General features: G+C 33.5%; 14 protein-coding genes and 1 pseudogene. 7 read left to right on the forward strand and 8 right to left on the reverse strand.

All coding sequences use genetic code 11. The features are described 5' to 3' along the window. The first annotated feature begins 82 nt into the window (after positions 1 to 82). From ABYI63_RS13130 to ABYI63_RS13140, 3 genes are all read left to right on the forward strand, one after another. Positions 83 to 403: an HU family DNA-binding protein gene (locus ABYI63_RS13130; protein ID WP_372756856.1), complete on the forward strand. Its 321-nt coding sequence runs from the start codon at positions 83 to 85 to the stop codon at positions 401 to 403. Positions 404 to 812: 409 nt separating this feature from the next. Next, the gene (locus ABYI63_RS13135) at positions 813 to 2,360 is read left to right on the forward strand and encodes an Rne/Rng family ribonuclease (protein WP_372756835.1); all 1,548 of its coding nucleotides are present in this window, start codon (positions 813 to 815) and stop codon (positions 2,358 to 2,360) included. Positions 2,361 to 2,535: 175 nt separating this feature from the next. Beyond that, positions 2,536 to 3,669 (forward strand): lipid II:glycine glycyltransferase FemX, encoded by a 1,134-nt coding sequence (locus ABYI63_RS13140; protein WP_372756836.1) that lies wholly within the window; start codon positions 2,536 to 2,538, stop codon positions 3,667 to 3,669. A gap of 238 nt (positions 3,670 to 3,907) precedes the next feature. Here ABYI63_RS13140 and ABYI63_RS13145 read toward each other — a convergent pair whose 3' ends face one another. The 6 genes from ABYI63_RS13145 to ABYI63_RS13170 form a co-directional block, all read right to left on the reverse strand. Then, positions 3,908 to 5,254, reverse strand: coding sequence for a rhodanese-like domain-containing protein (locus ABYI63_RS13145; RefSeq protein ID WP_372756838.1), 1,347 nt, complete (start codon positions 5,252 to 5,254; stop codon positions 3,908 to 3,910). 218 nt (positions 5,255 to 5,472) lie between these two features. After that, entirely contained in the window at positions 5,473 to 6,375 is a 903-nt protein-coding gene (locus tag ABYI63_RS13150) for a neutral zinc metallopeptidase (RefSeq protein WP_372756839.1), read from the reverse strand. Positions 6,376 to 6,494: 119 nt separating this feature from the next. Continuing rightward, the gene (locus ABYI63_RS13155) at positions 6,495 to 6,929 is read right to left on the reverse strand and encodes a DUF4174 domain-containing protein (RefSeq protein ID WP_372756841.1); all 435 of its coding nucleotides are present in this window, start codon (positions 6,927 to 6,929) and stop codon (positions 6,495 to 6,497) included. 23 nt (positions 6,930 to 6,952) lie between these two features. Further along, entirely contained in the window at positions 6,953 to 7,984 is a 1,032-nt protein-coding gene (locus ABYI63_RS13160) for an NADP(H)-dependent aldo-keto reductase (RefSeq protein ID WP_372756843.1), read from the reverse strand. 277 nt (positions 7,985 to 8,261) lie between these two features. Then, entirely contained in the window at positions 8,262 to 9,221 is a 960-nt protein-coding gene (locus ABYI63_RS13165) for an OmpA family protein (RefSeq protein ID WP_372756845.1), read from the reverse strand. Positions 9,222 to 9,260: 39 nt separating this feature from the next. Next, positions 9,261 to 10,025 (reverse strand): exodeoxyribonuclease III, encoded by a 765-nt coding sequence (locus tag ABYI63_RS13170; protein WP_372756846.1) that lies wholly within the window; start codon positions 10,023 to 10,025, stop codon positions 9,261 to 9,263. A gap of 169 nt (positions 10,026 to 10,194) precedes the next feature. Between ABYI63_RS13170 and ABYI63_RS13175 the strand changes: the two genes are divergently transcribed. From ABYI63_RS13175 to ABYI63_RS13190, 4 genes are all read left to right on the forward strand, one after another. Beyond that, complete coding sequence (locus tag ABYI63_RS13175; protein ID WP_372756847.1) at positions 10,195 to 13,611, forward strand: hypothetical protein; 3,417 nt, start codon at positions 10,195 to 10,197, stop codon at positions 13,609 to 13,611. 49 nt (positions 13,612 to 13,660) lie between these two features. Beyond that, positions 13,661 to 14,053, forward strand: a complete 393-nt coding sequence (locus ABYI63_RS13180) for a hypothetical protein (protein WP_372756849.1) — start codon at positions 13,661 to 13,663, stop codon at positions 14,051 to 14,053. Positions 14,054 to 14,131: 78 nt separating this feature from the next. Beyond that, complete coding sequence (locus tag ABYI63_RS13185; RefSeq protein WP_372756850.1) at positions 14,132 to 18,445, forward strand: CusA/CzcA family heavy metal efflux RND transporter; 4,314 nt, start codon at positions 14,132 to 14,134, stop codon at positions 18,443 to 18,445. Between the two features lie 11 nt (positions 18,446 to 18,456). Further along, positions 18,457 to 19,590: an efflux RND transporter periplasmic adaptor subunit gene (locus ABYI63_RS13190; protein WP_372756852.1), complete on the forward strand. Its 1,134-nt coding sequence runs from the start codon at positions 18,457 to 18,459 to the stop codon at positions 19,588 to 19,590. A gap of 19 nt (positions 19,591 to 19,609) precedes the next feature. Here ABYI63_RS13190 and ABYI63_RS13195 read toward each other — a convergent pair whose 3' ends face one another. Then, entirely contained in the window at positions 19,610 to 20,467 is an 858-nt protein-coding gene (locus ABYI63_RS13195; protein ID WP_372756853.1) for a M28 family peptidase, read from the reverse strand. 171 nt (positions 20,468 to 20,638) lie between these two features. After that, positions 20,639 to 20,789, reverse strand: a pseudogene (locus ABYI63_RS13200) (succinate dehydrogenase/fumarate reductase iron-sulfur subunit); the annotation flags it as partial.

Consider the following 20,789-nt stretch of genomic DNA (forward strand, 5'->3'; position numbering starts at 1 on the left):
ATAAACGTTTATAATCTTAAATTTTAATGAATTAGGTTTGAAATATTGAATTTTAAATTCCTATATTTGCATCCCTTTTAGAATTTATAGTAACTTAAAAAATAATATTAAAATGACTAAGGCTGATATAGTAGCAAAAATTTCTGATAAATTAGGAATTGAAAAAGGTGATGTTCAAGCAACTGTTGAGACATTTATGGAAGAAGTGAAATCTTCTTTAGAGAGCGGTGATAATGTTTACTTAAGAGGTTTTGGTAGCTTTATTATTAAAACTAGAGCAGAGAAAACTGGTAGAAACATTTCAAAAAACACTACCATTAAAATTCCATCTCACAATATCCCTGCATTTAAGCCAGCAAAAGTTTTTGTTGAAGGCGTTAAATCAAATGTGGACGTTAAATAAAAATGCAAGTGCTGAACTTGTTTCAGTATTAAAATAAATTATTAATCATAAAAGACACTATTTATGCCAAGTGGTAAAAAACGTAAGAGACATAAGGTAGCGACGCACAAACGTAAGAAACGTAGACGCGCTAACCGTCACAAAAAGAAAAAATAAACCCTAAAAAGTAGTTTTAATAGCTACTTTTTTGGTTTTTAACAACAAAAAGTTCTTTGAAATGAGTTCATTAAATTTTTAGACGCTTGTAGCGTTTTATGAACTCCACGGATATTAAAAATCCTGTGAAAAATATTGTTTAATCCATCTGTACAATTCTGTTTGCAGTAAGCCGTTACAATTATCAGTAAACAATAACTGAAAACCGTAAACTAAGACTGCATACTAAAAAGTATGGATAAAAATTAACTTAATGGATAAAGAATTGATTATTCGATCTGGTTCCGAGCACGTTGATTTTGCCTTATTAAAAGATGGAAAACTTATTGAATTACAGAAAGACGAAGATGGTAACAATTTTTCGGTTGGTGATGTGTTTATAGCCAAAATACGAAAAGCTGTTCCTGGACTAAATGCTGCATTTGTTAATGTAGGGTATGAAAAAGATGCATTTTTGCATTATCATGATTTAGGTCCTAAGCTACCTTCACTTTTAAAATTCACAAAAAGTGTAAGCACAGGTAAATTAAAAGATTTTACTTTAAAAAATTTCCCATTTGAAAAAGATATTGATAAAGACGGAAAGATATCTGATGTCTTAAAATCAAATCAATCGCTATTGGTACAAATAGTAAAAGAACCCATATCCACCAAAGGCCCTAGAATTAGCTCCGAGCTATCTATTGCCGGTAGATATATCGTTTTAGTACCTTTTTCTAGCCGTATTTCTATTTCTCAAAAAATAGAAGACAAAGAAGAAAAAGATCGGTTAAAACGATTGGTTAAAAGCATTACGCCACCAGGTTTCGGCATTATTGTACGCACCGTAGCACAAGGCAAAAAAGTAGCCGAATTAGATAAAGATTTACAAAATTTGTTAGGTCGCTGGACCGCAATGTGTAAAAAACTTAACAAGGCACATCATCCAAGTAAAGTTTTAGGTGAAATGAATAAAGCCTCGTCCATTTTACGAGACATATTTAACGACTCCTTTACAGCTATTCATGTTGATGATGAAGCACTGTACATTCAAATTAAAGATTACGTGCAAGAAATTGCACCTAATAAAGAATCAATCGTAAAATTGTATAATTCTAACATCCCCATTTTTGAAAAATTTGGGATTGAAAGACAAATTAAAACCTCGTTTGGCAAAACCGTTTCTATGGCAAAAGGTGCGTATCTAATTATAGAACACACTGAAGCACTACATGTTATAGATGTAAACAGCGGAAACCGTTCAAACAAGGCTAACAACCAGGAGGATACAGCACTAGAAGTTAACTTAATAGCGGCTACCGAAATGGCACGCCAATTGCGTTTACGCGATATGGGTGGTATTATAGTAGTTGATTTTATTGATATGTCTAGCGCCGAAAACAGACAAAAACTCTTCAATCACCTTCGTGATGAAATGAAAGACGACAGAGCGAAACACAAAATTCTACCTCCTAGTAAATTTGGTTTAATACAAATAACACGACAACGCGTCCGCCCAGAAATGAACATTAAAACGAAGGAAGAAAATCCTGATGAAGTTAATAATGGATCGGAGGTAGAGGCACCAATAGGAATCGTATCTAAAATTAAATACGACCTAGAACAATTATTAAAAAAAGACTATACAAAGCTGACTTTAAACACACATCCTTTTATAGCTGCCTTTTTAACAAAAGGTTTTCCATCAACTCGTTCAAAATGGTTTTTTGAACATAAAAAATGGGTTAAAATTTTACCAAGAGATGCTTACACGTATTTAGAATATCATTTTTTTGACAAAGATGGTAATCAAATTAAATAACCTAGACCCCTTACTATTTATATAGTTAGGGGTTTTTTCGTTACTACAGCTTAATACAAACTAATTAAACTAAAACCGTTCTAATTTCAGTTAATTAGCTTATTTGCATGCACTTATATAGATAAAAATTGAATAAAAGTGGTAATCAATCCGCAAATTATTTTAAATTACGTATATGATTCCGTATTTTTGCAGCAAAAAAGGAATGGTTTGTGAGTTAGAGCGAAAAAACATTGAAGAATTTAAAGCAACAAATATATTACCCCAAACACCTTTTTGGGGACGTGTAAAAAAAAATCAAGGATTTATACCACTAGGATTTGAACTAACCATTTCCAAAAATCTTTTAAATAGCACAGCGAATTCCTCAGAGAACGTAATTGAAGACTTATTAATTCTTATTAAATACGTAAACGATGACGCCTGTATTGCTTACGTACCATACGGACCAAAACTAGAACCAACCTTTGAAAACCAAGGTATATTTCTGGAATACTTATCCGAATCCATAAAACCATACTTACCTCCTAATTGTATTTTCATCCGTTATGACTTAATTTGGGAAAACCAATGGGCTGTTGAAAAAGAATATTTTGATAACGCTGGAAATTGGCAAGGCCCACCCCCTAATCAAACTCAAGAGTTTAGAATGAATTTTGGCACAACCAATTGGAACCTACAAAAAAGCGTGCAAGACAACCTACCTAAAAACACTTTTTTCCTCGATTTAACATTAAACGAAAAAGAGTTACTTTCAAACATGCGTTATAACACCCGATACAACGTAAGAAAGGCGAATAAAAAAGGCATTAAAGTTCGTGAATACGGCATCGATCATATAGACATCTGGTATAAATTATACTTAGAAACAGCAAAACGTCATGGTATCCCTTTACAAAATCAAGAATTCTTTACAACCATATTAAAGAACCAAGACAATACCAAAAACGGTACTACTGTGAAAATGCTCATGGCAGATATTGATGGTAAATTCCTATCCTCCATGTTTTTAGTTTTAACAAAAAAAAGAGGCACTTATTTATATGGCGCCTCTAAATCGTCTAAAAACAACGCCATGGCTAGTTATGCCCTGCAATGGGAATCTATACGCATAGCAAAAGCCTGGGGTTGTACCGAGTACGATATGTTTGGCTCCGCTCCAAATTTAAACCGTAAGCATCCGCTGCATGGCGTACACATATACAAAAAAGGATTTGGTGGCGACTTATTCCATAGAATGGGCTGCTGGGATTATCCTTACAACAAGAAATTATACGATTTTTATAAACTTCAAGAAGCCACTAATTAATTAAAAGCCCTTACTAGTCTATTAGTAAGGGCTTTTTAGTTTTAAGCAGCATTGCAGACATTGTGAAGCAATAACATTTTTAAGCTTTTAATTTTAAATATGGGCAATTGCTAAAGCACCGCGCTTTACGCTATTAGTTTTGCAAAACCATACATGGAAGTTTTGCAAAAGCTATCCACTTCAATCGCTATTGCAAAAGTTCGTATTCCATTAAATTAAAAAGATTTCATTTATTACCTTAATCCTTAAACTCCGACACATCATCACCTAAATCATAAACATTAACATCATCTAACATATTTTCAATAATACTGCTTCCCGCTGCACTACGATAACCACCAGCACAATGCACCACAATAGGTTTGTTTGTAGGAATTTTATCTTTAGAATCTCTTAACTCATTAAGAGGAATTGGAATGGCAGATTCAAAGAATTTGCCTTCTTCAACTTCACTTTTATTTCTAATATCAATAATAGTATAGGCATCTAAATCATTTTTAAAAGCTTCCAAATTAAAGTCTTCTGAGCTTTCAAAAGTGGCATGTGCCAATGTCATCATACCTTTCAATTGCTTTTCATAACCAATCTTAGCTATTCTATTTAAAATATCATCACGATCTTTTATAGAATTCAATACAACATAAAAAGATTCTTTAGGTTTAACAATAGACCCCAACCAAGTTTCAAACTTGTCATCCTCTGTTTCTGCCTTAATGTTAATACTCTTATTTAAATGATTTTTCTTATAATCATCGTGATTTCTAACATCTATAACTAAGGCATCATTTTCATTAAACCCATTAACCTGAAATTGAAATGATGGCTTGGAACTACTTAATTCAAAACTATCAGCGCCCGCTTTATTTAAATCTACATTAAAACCAAAATAAGAAGGAATAAAGGGTTGGTCTTTTAAAATATGATCCACAAACTCGGCTTCAGTTATACTCTTAAATGCCCAGTTCTCGTTTCTTTCCTTGCCCAGAGTACTTGAAGCGTCGTCACTCATATTTTTGCCACATAGAGAACCCGCTCCATGTGCCGGATACACGATTGTATTATCTGGCAAATGATTAAACTTGTTTTTTATGGTATGGTACATGCTTTTTGCCAATTCTTCTCGTTTAGATTTCATATTACCAGATTTTTCACGTAGATCTGGTCGACCAACATCGCCAATAAATAAGGTGTCTCCCGAAAACATGGCATAATTTTTAGCATCATCTTCAGCAATAATCGTAATACTATCTGGTGAGTGCCCCGGGCTGTTTATGGCCTTAAATGTAATGATACCCAACTTTAATACATCACCATCATCAAAAGCTTTATGTGGATAATTTGCTTCTACAAGTTTACTAACATATATGGTTGCTCCTGTTTCTCTATGTATTTGCAAATGACCACTTACAAAATCGGCATGTGGATGAGTTTCAAAAATTGTTGTAATTTTTGCATTCTCAGCTTCCGCTAATTCATAATATTGTTTTACATTTCTGGAAGGGTCCACTATTGCCATTTGCTCGTTACTAATTATAGCATAGGAATAATGCGCCAATGGCTCGTCTTTAAATTGTATAATTTTCATATTATTTGCCTTTTTTATTTATCTCATAAGATAGAAAATTCGCACTTAATTATAAAATAAAGACTAAAGTTTTAAGATAACTTTAAAGGTCTTGGATTCTTAATGACAAACCAAATTCCCACGATTTTTATCGCACATTAACTGGGATAGCTATAACCAAAGGTGTTGAATGATATTGTTTTAACTCCTTTCTAAAAAAGCTTCATAACATAAAAAAACTATAGCGAAGTTGCACTGAACGTATCACCTTGCGATAAATCACCCGTTTCAAATCCTTTCTTAAACCAACGCATCCGTTGTGCAGAAGTTCCATGAGTGAACGAATCTGGTACGACCCTGCCACTAGATTGTTTTTGTAATCTATCATCACCAATGGCATTGGCAGCATTCATAGCCTCTTCAAGATCTCCAGATTCCATCATCTGTGTCATTTTTTGAGAATGATGTGCCCAAACACCAGCTAAAAAATCGGCTTGGAGCTCCAACATTACAGAGTATTTATTATATTCAGTTTGAGATACCTGTCCTCTTAAGCGATTCATTTTATCTGTAGTACCCATAATTTTTTGAATATGATGGCCTACTTCGTGTGCAATGACATAGGCTTGAGCAAAATCTCCCGGTGCCTTCAATTGACGCTCCATATCATCAAAAAAACTTAAGTCGATATACAATTTTTCATCGCCTGGGCAATAAAATGGTCCAGTAGCACTTGAAGCAGATCCACAAGCAGAAGATACCGAACCTGTAAAAAGCACCAAGGTAGGTTCTCTATAATTATTTAAAAGACTGTTCCAAACATCTTCAGTATTTGCCAAAATGGTTGCACTAAATTCAGCCAATTCTTCATCTTTAGCCGAGGCTTGATAGGGCACGCCTGTTTCAGTTGGCGTTAATCCACCACCCAACAATTGGGTTATTAAAGATAGTGGATTTTTACCCATAATTAGAGACACTACTAAAAAACCGCCAACTATAAAAAGTCCTAATTTTGAAAAAAGTAATTTAACTAAGGGCGCTAAAAGCGTCGGGCTAAACCCACCTATACCTTGTCCGGAACCACTACTTCTTCCTCTACGGTCATCTATATTAGAACTCTTCCTTCTACCTTGCCATTTCATATTATTATCAAATTTATTTTGTGTGTTTTTACTACTTCAATTTACGTATAATTTAAATTTGGCACACCTTTTTAAACTAAGGCTATTACCATTAAAAATCATATCGTTATATTTTAAATCTATTTATTTTTCAATTCGGAACGTCTCATAGGCATTACATCAATTACCCGAAACAAGGCTTCAGAAGTTATAAAATCTGATTGTCTGAGTTTTTCACCACCATCTAATCCTATAAGTATAATCTCAAAACTAGATTTTTTATCCTTCTTATATATCTTATATGTTTTAGTAGTTTTTTGCCAATTTGAAACTTGATTTAAACCAATGGCATACCCCTCTTTACTTATTTGATATACAATTAATTTTCGATCTTTAAGTTCCTTTTCATGTGCTTTAAATTCATTAATCTGGTTTTTAAAAATCAGATTGTTATCATCATCAGATAGTACTAATAGCACTCTATTTTTCCATTTATGAGCATCCATATCTTGTGCTATAATAGTATTAATATTAAAAAAAAATAGAAAGAATAATAGAGTTTTTAGATAGCACATGATATTTTAAATATAATTTTCAGTTAAGTCGCGGGATTAGGTATTACATCGTTAACAGCATTAATTTGTGCCATGACCTCATCACTTAAAACAATATTAATACTATCAATATTTTCTTTAAGTTGCTCTAAATTCGTTGCCCCGATAATGGTGCTTGTTACAAAAGCTTGTTGTGTAACGAAAGCCAAACTCATTTGAGCTAAAGTCATATTATGATCTTCTGCAATTTTCAGATAACGTTTGGTGGCTTCCGCACATTGCTCACTACTATATCTTGTGAATCTTGAAAATAATTTCAATCTTGAGTTTTCAGTCTCAATACCTTTAATATATTTACCTGAAAGTACCCCAAAAGCCATTGGAGAATAGGCCAATAAACCAACATGCTCTCGTAAAGACACTTCGGCCAGATCACTTTCAAATGTTCTATTTAACAAAGAATAGGCATTTTGAATGGTTTTTATTCTTGGCAAACCATGGATTTTAGATTCCTCTAGATAGCGCATGGTACCCCAAGCATTTTCGTTGGACAATCCTGCATACCTGATTTTCCCAGTTTTAATAACCTCTTCTAAACCATGAAGTATGTCGTTAAAATTATCTTCCCATTTAGTATCTAAGGTATAATTTCTAATTCCAAATCGGTTAGTTTCACGTTCTGGCCAATGTAATTGAAAAATATCAATATAATCGGTTTGCAATCGTTTTAACTCGCCATTTACCGCATCGGCTATTGCTTCTTTACTAAAACCAGTAGTACGAATATGCGCCGTATAATCACCTACTCCAGCAATTTTTGAAGCAAGTACAAGCTTATCTCTGTAACCCGTTTTTTTTAACCAGGTTCCAATAATCTTACTGGTACGACCTTGAGTTTCGGCAGATGCCGGAACTGGGTAAATTTCGGCTGTATCTATAAAATTAATACCTTGTTGAAATGCATAATCCAACTGAGTATGTCCTTCGGCCTCGGTATTTTGATTTCCCCAGGTCATGGAACCCAGACATATTTTACTAACTTTTATATCGGTTTTTGGTAAGGTGGTATATTTCATTTTAGATTGTTTAGACAGATATTCTTTGGATTTTTAGACTTTTTACATGAAAGTATAAAGATAAAAAACCTTTCAGTTACAATTGAACTGAAAGGTTTAAAAATAGTGTTCATGTTTGTTTTTTGCGTTAGGGATAGAAACGCTATCCTTTTTAAAACATGGTAGTAATAAATAGGGGAAGAACGAGAATTCGATAAATGGCCACGTCCTTCGTCCTCGCTATGACGTTTTAAAAAGATATAGTGTATAGCCCGACCCCTGTGGTAACGCCAAAATATTAATTTTCGTTTAACAACTTAGAAAGTTCATCTAACTTGGGTGTTAAAATTACTTCTATACGTCTGTTTTTAGCTCTTCCTTCAGGCGTTTCATTAGTTGCAACAGGAGCAAACTCTCCTCTACCGGCAGCTGTTAAGTTTTCAGCATTTATAGAAGCGTTTTCTCTTAAAATGTTAACGATTGCTGTAGCACGTTTGGTAGACAAATCCCAGTTACCTACAATTTGGCCACTACCTTGGTACGGAACGTTATCGGTATGGCCTTCAATTAAGATGGCGATATCTGGGTTATTAGCTAAAACAGCTCCCAATTGCTGAACGGCACGACGACCCTCTGCTCCTACTGCCCAACTACCCGAGCTGAAAAGCAATTTGTTTTCCATAGAAACATAAACTTTGCCATCGCGTTGCTCTACCGTTAAACCTTTACCTTCAAAATCGGTTAAAGCTTTAGATATTGCTTCTCTTAAGGCCGTCATGGCTGCATCTTTATCTGAAATTACTTTCTCAAGTTCCGCAATACGATTTGAACGATCTTGCAATTGTTTTTTAAGATTTTCTAATCGTTGATTTTCATCGGCCAACGCTTGTTCTTTAGCTTCTAATTGAGCCAATAATTCTCTATTTTTTTCTGAATTAGCTGAAATAGACGCTGAGCTATTCTTCTCTAAAGCATCATAAGACGATTTAAGCGCATCTAGATTTGATTTTGTTGCATCGTAATCACTTTGTAATTTATTACGTTGTGCAAGTACCGCAGCATAATCTGTTTTTAATTGTTTTAACTCGTTTTCTGCTTTGGTTTTATCGAAAAGTAAATCTTCATTTTCATCGGCAAGCTTTCTATTAGCTTGTTTTAAATTGGCGTATTTTGCTTCTAAATCTTTATAAATTTTAGGGGAAACGCACGAAGATAGAAGCACTAAAGTTAAGGCTACTAAGGAAAATCTTTTTATCATTTTTTAATTTCTTTATGGTTTGGTTTTTATCTATTGGTTTTAATTTTCAATTTCTAATAGTATCGGACAATGATCACTATGTACTGCATCCGATAATATAACGGCTCTTTTTATCTTTTCTTGTATGGCGTTTGAAACCATGGCATAATCTAATCGCCAACCTTTGTTATTGGCTCTTGAATTAGCGCGGTAACTCCACCAGGTATAATGGTTTGGCTCCTTATTTAAATGACGGAAAGAATCGGTAAAACCAGCATCTATAAAAGCACCTAACCATTTACGTTCGGCAGGTAAAAACCCTGAAACTTTACTTAATCCTTTAGGGTTATGGATGTCAATTTCTTCATGGCAGATGTTATAATCGCCACAAACAACTAAATTAGGAATGGTTTTTTTAAGTTCCGTTATATAGTTTTGAAACATGTCCATATATTCAAACTTATGGTCTAATCGAGCATCATTGGTTCCTGATGGCAAATACAAACTCATAACCGATAAGCCATCAAAATCGGCTCGCAAATTTCTACCTTCAAAATCCATGGAAGCAATTCCTGTGCCATATTCTACATGGTTTGGTTTTATTTTACTTAAAATAGCAACGCCACTATAGCCTTTTTTTTGTGCACTAAACCAATAATTGTAGGTATAACCTGCCTCTATAAATAAATCTAAATCTAGCTGTTCTTTTAAAGCTTTAATTTCTTGCAAACAAATAACATCAGGACTAGCACTTTTTAACCAATCTATAAACCCTTTGTTAAGTGCTGCACGGATGCCATTTACGTTATATGATATAATTTTCATTTCAAATATGTTTAAAAAATCCCAACCTCTATTGTGATAACTCACTTTTTAAAAGCTAGTTAATTTCAGCTAAAATAAATAATGCGTTACTTTTACACTATTATTTTAGGCCACATTTAACGAAAACTATTAACAAAATAATTTAAACTATTTTAAGTTTAAGTATCTAATGAAGTTTATAATCTGTCTTCTTATTTTTTTTATTGGGTTTTATGGACTGGCTCAAAATTCAAATTATAGAACTAAAAAAGTAGCTATAAGCGATACTATTGTGATAGATAGTGTCAGTATCAATTCGAATTTCTTTTCTATTAAGCTAAAAAACAATTCAATTATAGATAGTTCATTTTATAAAGTTGATTTTGGCAAGGCCATATTAAAATTCACAACACCTATTGAAACAGACTCCATTATTATCAATTATTTGAAATTTCCCGAGTTTTTAACCAAAACGTACAAACAATTAGATGAGGCTATTATTGTTGAAAACACTTCTAATATCCAAAAACTCTACCAACTATCGCAACCAAATGAAACCAAAAACTTCATTCCTTTTGATGGATTAACAACTTCTGGAAGTATTTCGCGAGGCGTTACTGTTGGTAACAATCAGAACTCGGTATTAAACAGTGAATTGGACCTTCAAATTTCAGGTAAACTGAATGATAAAGTTTCTTTACGAGCATCTATTCAAGACGCCAATATACCTTTGCAAGAAAGTGGCTATAGCCAGCGTTTAGATGAATTCGACCAAGTTTTTATTGAATTGTATAGTGAAAAATGGAACATCCGTGCAGGCGATATCGATTTACAAAACAATAATTCTTATTTCGCTAATTTCTCTAAACGTGTTCAAGGTTTATCGGTAACTGGCACGATAGACAACGAAACTTCCAAAACAAATTTATTCGCTGCGGGAGCTTTAGTACGAGGCCAATTTACCCGAAGTACCTTTATAGCCCAAGAAGGCAACCAAGGACCTTATAAATTACAAGGTGAAAGTGGCCAGTTATACGTACTTATAGTCTCGGGTAGTGAAACCGTTTATGTAAATGGCGTGATGAAACAGCGTGGAGAAGACAAAGATTATATTATTGATTATAATGCAGGAGAAATTATTTTCAATTCCACCTTCCCAATTACTTCCGAAATGCGTATTACGGTAGATTACCAATATAGCGAACGTAATTATTCACGTTTAGTAGCTTACGGTGGTGCCCGATTTGAGAATGAAAAATTAAGTATTGGAGTTTCTGTTTATTCTGAAAACGATGCTAAAAACCAACCCTTGCAGCAAAATTTATCTGAAGCACAAGTACAAATTCTTTCCAATGCAGGCGATGACAGTACGCTTATGGTAGCACCTTCGGAAGTTGAAGAATCCCAAAACGATAATCGAATTCTATACAAAAAAGAGTTAATAGATGGTGTTGAAGCTTTTGTATTTTCCAACAATCCAGAAGATACTTTATATCGTGTAACCTTTTCGGAAGTTGGCACAAACCAAGGGGATTACATCTTAAAAAGCACCAATGCCATTAATAACATCTATGAATTTATTGGTGTTTCACAAGGTAATTACGCACCAATTACCCAGCTTATTGCACCTACAAAACTTCAAATTGCAGTAATTAATGGTACTTACAACCCTTCCAAAAAAACGTCTATTACTTTTGAAGCTGCAGGCAGTAAAAATGATTTAAACCTGTTTTCTACTTTGGATGACTCCAATAACGATGGGTTTGCGGGTAAACTTAAAATATCGCAAGGACTTGTTAAAAATGATAGTTTATGGAATCTAAATGTATTCGCTGATGGCGATTTCATACAAAGAAATTTCAAAACTATTGAGCGATTGTACAATGCGGAATTTAATCGAGATTGGAATTTAAATGATGCCTCATCAACAAGTTTAAATACAGATTTAGGGCATCAAACTTTATTAACTTCTGGATTCAATTTATATCACCAAAAAAAAGGAAATGTTACTTATCAATTTGAACATTTAGGCTATTCCAAAAATTTTAATGGTAACAGGCATGTCTTCAACACATTATTATTGCTAAATAAGTTTAGAATTACCTCTTTTTCAAGTGTCTTAAATGCGAGTTCTACTGAAAATAGCTCTACTTTTTTAAGATCTTCCAACCAAATAACCTATAGTCTACCTAAAAGCTGGTTAGGCACAAAATTGGCTATTGAAGACAATCAACAAAAGGAGATAGCTACTGACGAATTAACAGATTTAAGTCAGAAATTCAAATCTTACGAAGTATTTTATGGGGTTGGAGATAGCACGAAGATCTTTACCGAATTTGGTTATAAAAATAGAGTGAATGACAGTATTCGTAACAATCAATTACAAAAAGTTAACACATCGAACACTTTTTATATAGATACACGACTTATCCAAAACACCAACACCAATTTAGCAATTTTCACTAATTATAGAACTTTAAAAAATGAAGACGAAGGTGTTGATGATGAACAATCTTTAAACTCTAGATTACAATTCAATCAAAAACTATTTCAACAAATTGTTCAATGGAATACTCTTTTTGAAACCAATTCGGGCACCTTGGCACAACAAGATTTTACTTACGTAGAAGTGGAACCAGGACAAGGCACTTATACTTGGATCGATTACAACGGGAACAACATTCAGGAACTAGAAGAGTTTGAAATTGCCCAATTTCAAGACCAAGGAAAATACATTCGGGTGTTATTACCCAACCAAGTATATATAAAAACGCATCAAAATAGATTTAGTCAAACACTAACTATTAACCCTTCAAAATGGTCGGTTTCAAAAAACAATTCACAAAAATTCTGGTCTCATTTCTATAACCAAACAAGTTATTTGGTAGATAGAAAGTTAAAACGCGATGGTGGTAGCTTCAACTTAAACCCATTTGAAAACAATGAAGAAAACCAATTAGGGCTTCAACTAAATTTCAGAAATGTGTTGTTCTTCAATCGCGGAAAACAGCACTATACAGCTTCTTACACTTATCTTTCAAACAAAACTAGGAGTGTTTTATCTATTGGATATATAGAAAATGCTTTAAGTAGTCATCAATTTAACTTCAATCATAAAATAACTGCAAGTTGGTTGGTTACATTACAATCAGATTTTGATACTAATGAAAGCATTAGCGAAAACTATGTTAGTAAAAATTATAATTTTGATGAAACTAGTTTCAATCCAAAACTGTCGTATTTATTTAACGATAATTCCCGTTTCGATATCTTTTATCAATATGCCAAAAAAGAGAATACTGTTGGCGATTTAGAAAGTTTAAAACAACAGAAATACGGCACTTCTTTTACATTCGCTTCAAACCAAAAAAGTTCTATAATTGGGGAGCTTAACTTCTTCTCCAATAGCTTTAATGGTAATGCAAACACACCAGTGTCGTATCAAATGCTAGAGGGACTACAACCTGGCAAAAACTTTACTTGGAGCTTGTTAGCACAAAAAAAACTAACTGATTTTCTAGATTTAAATCTGAGTTACTTCGGCCGAAAAACCGAAACAAGCAATACCATACACACAGGCACTGTTCAGTTAAAAGCTTATTTTTAACTAAATATAACTGTTTAAAAAACAATATTTTTTGTAATATTGTTTTGATATGAGTAAATGTATTGTTGTAATATATTCTTTTTTGATTCTTGTTCAAAGTTTCAATATTAACGTTGATGACCTTTCAAGGCTCAACGCCTTAATACAACATGCGAAATATCATCAAGTAGTTTATGGCGATGATTTTTTAGAATTTATCTCGGAACATTATGGTGAAAAAATGGCGTCTCATCAAAACAAACATCAAGGGCATGAGAATTTGCCATTTAAAGATGACCACCATATGTGTTCTCATATTAACACGTCCTTCACACTATTAAAAACATTATCATACGCCGTATATTCCCCGATGATTACGGAAATTCCTCTTAACTTTTTTTATAAAGAGCCCTTCTCTTCTTTTGAAAAACCTACTGTTTTTCAGCCGCCAAAAATAGCTTAATTCCTTTATAAATATTTCTTTTAAAACTATTCAAATTCTTTTTTGAATGGCATTTATCAATTTTCATTAAAGTGGATTATGCTAGAAACCATAATTAAATTCAGCTTAAAGAATAAGCTTGTCGTGCTACTTTTTATAGCATCGGTTATTGGCTTCGGAATTTATTCGATAACCCAAATCCCCATTGGTGCCGTACCAGATATTACTAACAACCAAGTACAAGTTATAACGACATCACGAAATTTATCAACACAAGATGTAGAGCAATTTATTACCTATCCGGTAGAATTAGAAATGGCGAATCTTCCAGGTGTTGAAGAAATTCGCTCGGTTTCAAAATTTGGACTATCCGTTGTTACCATTGTATTTAAAGAAAGCCTGGGAACCTATTTACCGAGACAATTAATTGCTGAAAAAATAAAATCGGCCACAGAAAAGATTCCGAAAGGTTTTGGTTCTCCTGAAATGGGACCAATAACCACTGGTTTGGGAGAAATTTATCAATACATTTTAGATGTAAAACCCGAATTTAAAGACCGTTACTCTGCCACCGAACTACGTACTATACAAGATTGGATTGTAAAACGTCAGCTTTCAGGAATTCCCGGAGTTGTAGAAGTAAATACCTGGGGAGGCAATCTAAAAGAATATGAAATTGCTATAAATCCTGAAAAGTTGAAAGCAATGAATATTAATTATCGGTCTGTTTTTGATGCACTAGAAAAAAATAATAGTGTAGCTGGTGGCGGTTATATTGAAAAATCCAACAAAGCCTTTTTTATACGTGGTGAAGGTTTGGTAACCTCGCTTGAAGATATTGAGAATATTGTTATAAAAAACAATGGACTACCTATTTACATAAAAGATGTTGCTAAAGTAGGCTTTGGAAGTGCCACGCGCTTTGGAGCCATAACTGGTAATGGTGAAGGCGAAAAAGTACTCGGCCAAATTATGATGTTGAAAGATGGAAATTCCAAAGAAGTGATTGATGCCGTTAAGGAACGTGTTGCTTCCGTACAAAAAACTTTGCCTGAGGGCGTTTATATTAACGGTTTTTTAGAGCGCAGCGAACTAATTGGGAAAACAACTTTTACAGTGGCCGAAAATTTAATTTTAGGATCGCTTATCGTCATTTTCGTGGTGGTCTTACTACTAGGAAATATACGCTCAGGCCTCGTTGTAGCTTCGGTTATTCCGTTGTGTTTATTATTCGCCATTTCCTTAATGAACATTTTTGGTATTGATGCCAATTTAATGAGTTTAGGTGCTATAGATTTCGGGATTATTATTGATGGCGCCGTAATTATTGTAGAATTTATCGCGTTTCAAATAACAACGAAAAGCGCCAAAATTCAAGCCCTTTCTTTTGAAAACCAACAAGCATCCATAGATTCTATTACCCTAAAAAGTGCCTCAAAAATGATGAATTCTGCCATTTTTGGACAACTCATTATTCTAATTGTTTTTATACCCATTTTATCATTAAGTGGTGTGGAAGGTAAAATGTTTAAACCAATGGCATTAACTTTCAGTTTTGCCTTAATTGGAGCCATAATTTTTTGTTTGACTTATGTGCCCGTTATTTCATCAATGTTTTTAAAACCCCATAAACAAAGTGATAAAAACATTTCTGTTAAGTTGATGAAATTCCTAACCAAACTATACACACCAAGTATTCATTGGGCCTTAGAACACAAAAAAGTAGTGGTTGCACTAGCAGGGTTTTTACTCGCAATTAGCATTTGGTTATTTAGTACCATGGGAGGCGAGTTTGTTCCCACTCTAGATGAAGGTGATTTTGTAATCCAGCCCGTCTTAAAAACCGGAACTTCACTCGGTAAAACTATTGAAACAACAACCAAAATAGAAAAATTACTTTTAAGCAATTTCCCAGAAGTAGACCAAGTGGTAAGCAGAATTGGTGCCGCCGAAGTACCAACCGACCCAATGAGTATGGAAGAAAGTGATGTTATCATTAAACTGAAACCTAAGGATGAGTGGGTATCCGCTGAAAGCAAAGACGAATTAGCCGATAAATTCAAAAAAGTGCTTGCTATCATTCCTGGTATGGAAGTAGAATTTACTCAACCCATCGAAATGCGCTTTAACGAACTTATTACTGGCGTTAGGGCCGATGTCGCCATCAAAATTTTTGGCGAAGACTTATCCGTTTTAGCAAAAAAAGCCAACGAAATAAAATCACTTATCCAACATGTTGATGGGGCATCGGATATCATCATTGAAAAAGTTGAAGGTTTACCACAAATGAGTGTTGCGTACAATCGAAATAAAATTGCTCGTTATGGTTTAAATATTTCAGATGTAAACGAATTAATTTCTATGGGTTTTGCAGGGCTAAATGTAGGGACCGTTTTTGAAGGTGAAAAACGTTTTGATATGGTGGTGCGTTTAGATGGCGAACACCGTACTAACATTCAAAATCTCCAAAATTTATATGTGGACACACCGAATGGTGTAAAAATTCCACTTAGTGAACTAGCAGAAATAAAATACACCACAGGACCCGCAAAGATTTCAAGAGACGATGCCAAGCGCCGCATTGTTGTTGGAATTAATGTAAGAAATCGCGACTTACAATCGGTAGTTGATGATGTAAAACATATTATTGATAGTAAATTGAAACTACCTACAGGTTACACGGTAACGTATGGTGGTCAATTTGAAAATCTGCAAAGCGCCAAATCCAGATTAATGGTAGCGGTTCCTATTGCATTGGTACTCATTTTTATTCTATTGCATTTCGCTTTTGGCTCTATAAAGGAAGCTGCTATGGTATATTCTGCTATTCCACTTTCAGCCGTTGGAGGTATATTATTATTATGGATAAGAGATATGCCCTTTAGTATTTCTGCTGGAGTTGGATTTATCGCCCTGTTTGGTATTGCTGTTCTAAATGGTATTGTTTTAATAGAACACTTTAAAGAATTAAAACAAGAAGGCATTACCAATATTGAGGAACTTATAAAAAAAGGTACAACGGAACGCTTGCGTCCTGTTTTATTAACTGCATCAGCTGCTGCTTTAGGGTTTTTACCAATGGCAATTTCCACGAATGCGGGTGCTGAAGTACAACGACCATTAGCCACAGTTGTTATTGGTGGCTTAGTTTCCGCAACCATTTTAACGCTAATTGTTTTACCTGTTTTATATGCTTGGTTTGAAGAAAAAAAAGAAATTAAAATGAATAAAAAAACAATATTACCAATCATTTTCACTTTAGTAACAATAAACATAAACGCACAACAAAAACCTTTAACAATTGAAGAAACCATTGAATTGGCTATTGAAAACAATGCGCATTTAAAAGCATCTTCATTAAAAACTAAAGAAACAAAAGCACAAATAGGAAGTGCCTTTAATTTTGATAAAACCTCGATTTATTATCAATACGACGAAAACAATTTAGCTATTAACAACTTGCCTTTAAAGGTTTATGGTATATCTCAGGACTTTAAATTCCCGACCGTTTATTTTGCCGGTAGAAAAGTTAATAAAGCAAAATACCAGCTCCAAAAATCGGAATATACCATTCTACTGCAAACATTGAAACGCCAAGTATCTTTAGCATATAACACATTAAATTATGCCAAAAACAAAGAACAAACATATAAATATCTTGACAGCTTATATCAAAATTTCGCACATGCTGCCGAACGCCGTTTTCAGTTGGGTGAAACCAATTATTTAGAAATGATTAGTGCAAAATCGAAACAAAAACAGCTTGAAACTAGTTACAAACAATCGCTACAAGAAGTTAAAGTTGCATTGGCAGAATTGAAAAAATTGGTGCAAGTTGATAGTATAACCATTTCTAATGACGCTTTAAAAAAACTTGAAGTACAAACCATTTCACTTGAAAACCATGTAGGACTTCTATTTTATGAGGACACCAAAGCACTATATGAAGCTTTAAACCAACAGGAAAAACAAACATTTTTACCAGATTTAAGTGTAGAGTACTTTCAGGGAACAAACTCAACTTTAAATAGCAACGTTCAAGGCTATCAATTGGGCATTAAAATCCCGTTATTATTCAGCGGTACAGCTTCAAAAATAAAGGCTTCAAAAATTGCAGTAGACATTGCAGTTACAGAAAAACAAGATTACAAAGTAAAGTTAGTTTCGGAATATCAATCTCTTTTAGCAACGCTTCAACAATATAACGAATCTATCAATTATTATGAAAATGAAGGACTAACCCTATCCAAAGAAATAATAAAAACAGCAGAACGCACTTTTAAAGAAGGTGAAATTGATTTCTTTCAATACATCCAAAGCATTGAAACAGCAAAAGACATTGAATTAAGTTACTTAAACAATATAAAAGCATACAACGAAACCATTATAGCTATTAACTATTTACTATTATAAATTTAAGAACCATGAAATATATATTTATCCTAATGCTTCTACTAGTTAACGTAGCTTGTGGGAACTTAGAAAAAAACAAAGAATCGGTTGTTCAAGACACTGTAGATACCAATAAAATTCAGATTACGAAGTCTCAATTTATCAGCGAAAACATGCAACTAGGAAAATTAGAAGCGCACACTTTTAATGAAACTATTAAAACCAGCGGGATGATAGATGTTCCTCCACAAAACAAAGCGACCATTAGCGCTTTTATAGGTGGTTATATTTCCAAAACACCATTGCTAATAGGGGACAAAGTTAAAAAAGGACAATTACTCGTTACACTTGAAAATCCTGAATTTATCGAAATTCAACAGCAATATTTAGAAATATCAGAGCAACTAAATTATTTGAAGTCTGAATTCAATCGTCAAAAAACCCTCTTTGAGGAAAAAATTACATCAGAAAAAAACTATTTAAAGGCCGAAGGTGTTTACAAAAGCAGTTTGGCTCAATACAATGGCCTGCGAAAAAAATTAGCGATGTTAAACATTAGTGCCACTTCCGTAGAACAAGGCAAATTAACTTCAACTGTAAATTTATATGCCCCCATAGATGGCTTTGTTACTAAAGTAAATGTTAGTAATGGCACTTATGTTTCACCTGCTGATGTTATACTAGAAATTATCGATACAGAACATATTCATATAGAACTTTCGGTTTTTGAAAAAGATATTTTAAAAGTAAAAAAAGGACAAATAATACATTTTAAGATACCGGAAGCCTCCAACGAAACTTTTGAAGCCGAAGTACATTTAGTAGGAACCTCCATTGATGAAACCTCCAGAGTTGTAAAAGTACATGGCCATATAATTAATGAATCGCAAGCAAATTTTATAGTTGGCATGTTTGTGGAAGCTAATATAATTACAGATTCTTTTAAAAGATTGGCTTTACCCAAAGACGCCATTATAGAAATGGATAACAATTTTTTTGCTTTAATTTTATCCAATAAGCAAGAAGACAACTTCAGTTTTAAAAAAATTAGACTTGATTTAGGCTCACAAAATGAAGATTATACCTCCGTATTAAATTCAGACGAATTAAACAACAAAGACATTTTGATAAAAGGTGGCTTTATGTTATTAAACGAAACCGAATAAAAGTATAAAAACAAGGCTATTAGAGCCCTAGTAAATCTATTTTATCAAATACACTAATGATAACCTTAACAGCCTCTACATAAAATTTTGGATGAATATTTTCATAATCATCAGTAGGTTTGTGGTAATCTTTATGGTCTTCAACACCAAAATATAAAAAGGGAATATCTTTTCTATGAAAGGAAGCGTGGTCTGAGGCGTAAGTCCAATTGTTACTACCATTCCCTTCATCATGTCCAGCAAGGAGTTTTATTTTATTTGAAAAGATATTCTCGGTAATCAAGCTTTTCAGGGTTTTATTATGAATGGTTCCAACGGCGAAAAGTTCATTCTTATCACTTCTACCTATCATATCCATATTAAGATTTACCATAATTTGATCTATCGGAATTATGGAATTATTTACGTAATACTTCGAACCTTGCAATCCTAATTCTTCCCCATCAAAAGCTGCCAATATAACGGAATGCTTAGGCGGATTATTTTTTAAATATTCAGCCACACTGAGCAAGGCACTTGCTCCAGAAGCATTATCATCTGCACCATTGTAAATTTTCCCATTCTTCACTCCTTCGTGATCGTAATGCCCGCTAAAAACGATATATTTTTCTGGGTATAAACTACCTTTAATTATTCCTAAAATATTTTTTGCTTCAAATCGTTTTCCATCACGATTAAAAGAAAACGGTTGGGTATAGCTGTCTCCCAAAGGCGAGACATTCATTAACTTAAACTGATTGATTATGTATTCTTCAGTCTTCAAGGCACCAATTGTTCCTGTTCGTCTGCCTTCAAACGCATCGGATGATAACGTTTTTATATGTTGAAGCAAGCTTTCTTCTTCAAATAAATTAATGGAAATGTGTTCATCTGACACTACAGATTGTGCACGACATAAAGTGTTAAAAAAACAAAGAAAACAGAAAAAGATAATTTTAAGAAGCCTCATTTAACTAAAAAATAAAATTGAAAACAGAAGACAAAACTAAACAAAAAACCCAAGCAAATGCTTGGGTTTCAATTATTTTCGACAAAAGGAAACTTGTTATTACAAATTCGCTTTCATTAATTCTCTGTTCATGCGAGCGATATTGTCTAAAGAAATTCCTTTAGGACATTCAATTTCGCAAGCACCAGTATTGGTACAGTTTCCAAAACCTTCTAAATCCATTTGAGCTACCATATTACGTACGCGGTCT

Origin of the sequence: Mariniflexile sp. (assembly GCF_041583155.1) — a bacterium.
GTDB lineage: Bacteria > Bacteroidota > Bacteroidia > Flavobacteriales > Flavobacteriaceae > Mariniflexile.

Bases quoted from the DNA above. Each gene is read 5' to 3' on its own strand.
- ABYI63_RS13135 (WP_372756835.1), top strand. From the start codon at position 813: ATGGATAAAGAATTGATTATTCGATCTGGTTCCGAGCACGTTGATTTT.
- ABYI63_RS13140 (WP_372756836.1), top strand. From the start codon at position 2,536: ATGATTCCGTATTTTTGCAGCAAAAAAGGAATGGTTTGTGAGTTAGAG.
- ABYI63_RS13145 (WP_372756838.1), bottom strand. From the start codon at position 5,254: ATGAAAATTATACAATTTAAAGACGAGCCATTGGCGCATTATTCCTAT.
- ABYI63_RS13150 (WP_372756839.1), bottom strand. From the start codon at position 6,375: ATGAAATGGCAAGGTAGAAGGAAGAGTTCTAATATAGATGACCGTAGA.
- ABYI63_RS13155 (WP_372756841.1), bottom strand. From the start codon at position 6,929: ATGTGCTATCTAAAAACTCTATTATTCTTTCTATTTTTTTTTAATATT.
- ABYI63_RS13160 (WP_372756843.1), bottom strand. From the start codon at position 7,984: ATGAAATATACCACCTTACCAAAAACCGATATAAAAGTTAGTAAAATA.
- ABYI63_RS13165 (WP_372756845.1), bottom strand. From the start codon at position 9,221: ATGATAAAAAGATTTTCCTTAGTAGCCTTAACTTTAGTGCTTCTATCT.
- ABYI63_RS13170 (WP_372756846.1), bottom strand. From the start codon at position 10,025: ATGAAAATTATATCATATAACGTAAATGGCATCCGTGCAGCACTTAAC.
- ABYI63_RS13175 (WP_372756847.1), top strand. From the start codon at position 10,195: ATGAAGTTTATAATCTGTCTTCTTATTTTTTTTATTGGGTTTTATGGA.
- ABYI63_RS13180 (WP_372756849.1), top strand. From the start codon at position 13,661: ATGAGTAAATGTATTGTTGTAATATATTCTTTTTTGATTCTTGTTCAA.
- ABYI63_RS13185 (WP_372756850.1), top strand. From the start codon at position 14,132: ATGCTAGAAACCATAATTAAATTCAGCTTAAAGAATAAGCTTGTCGTG.
- ABYI63_RS13190 (WP_372756852.1), top strand. From the start codon at position 18,457: ATGAAATATATATTTATCCTAATGCTTCTACTAGTTAACGTAGCTTGT.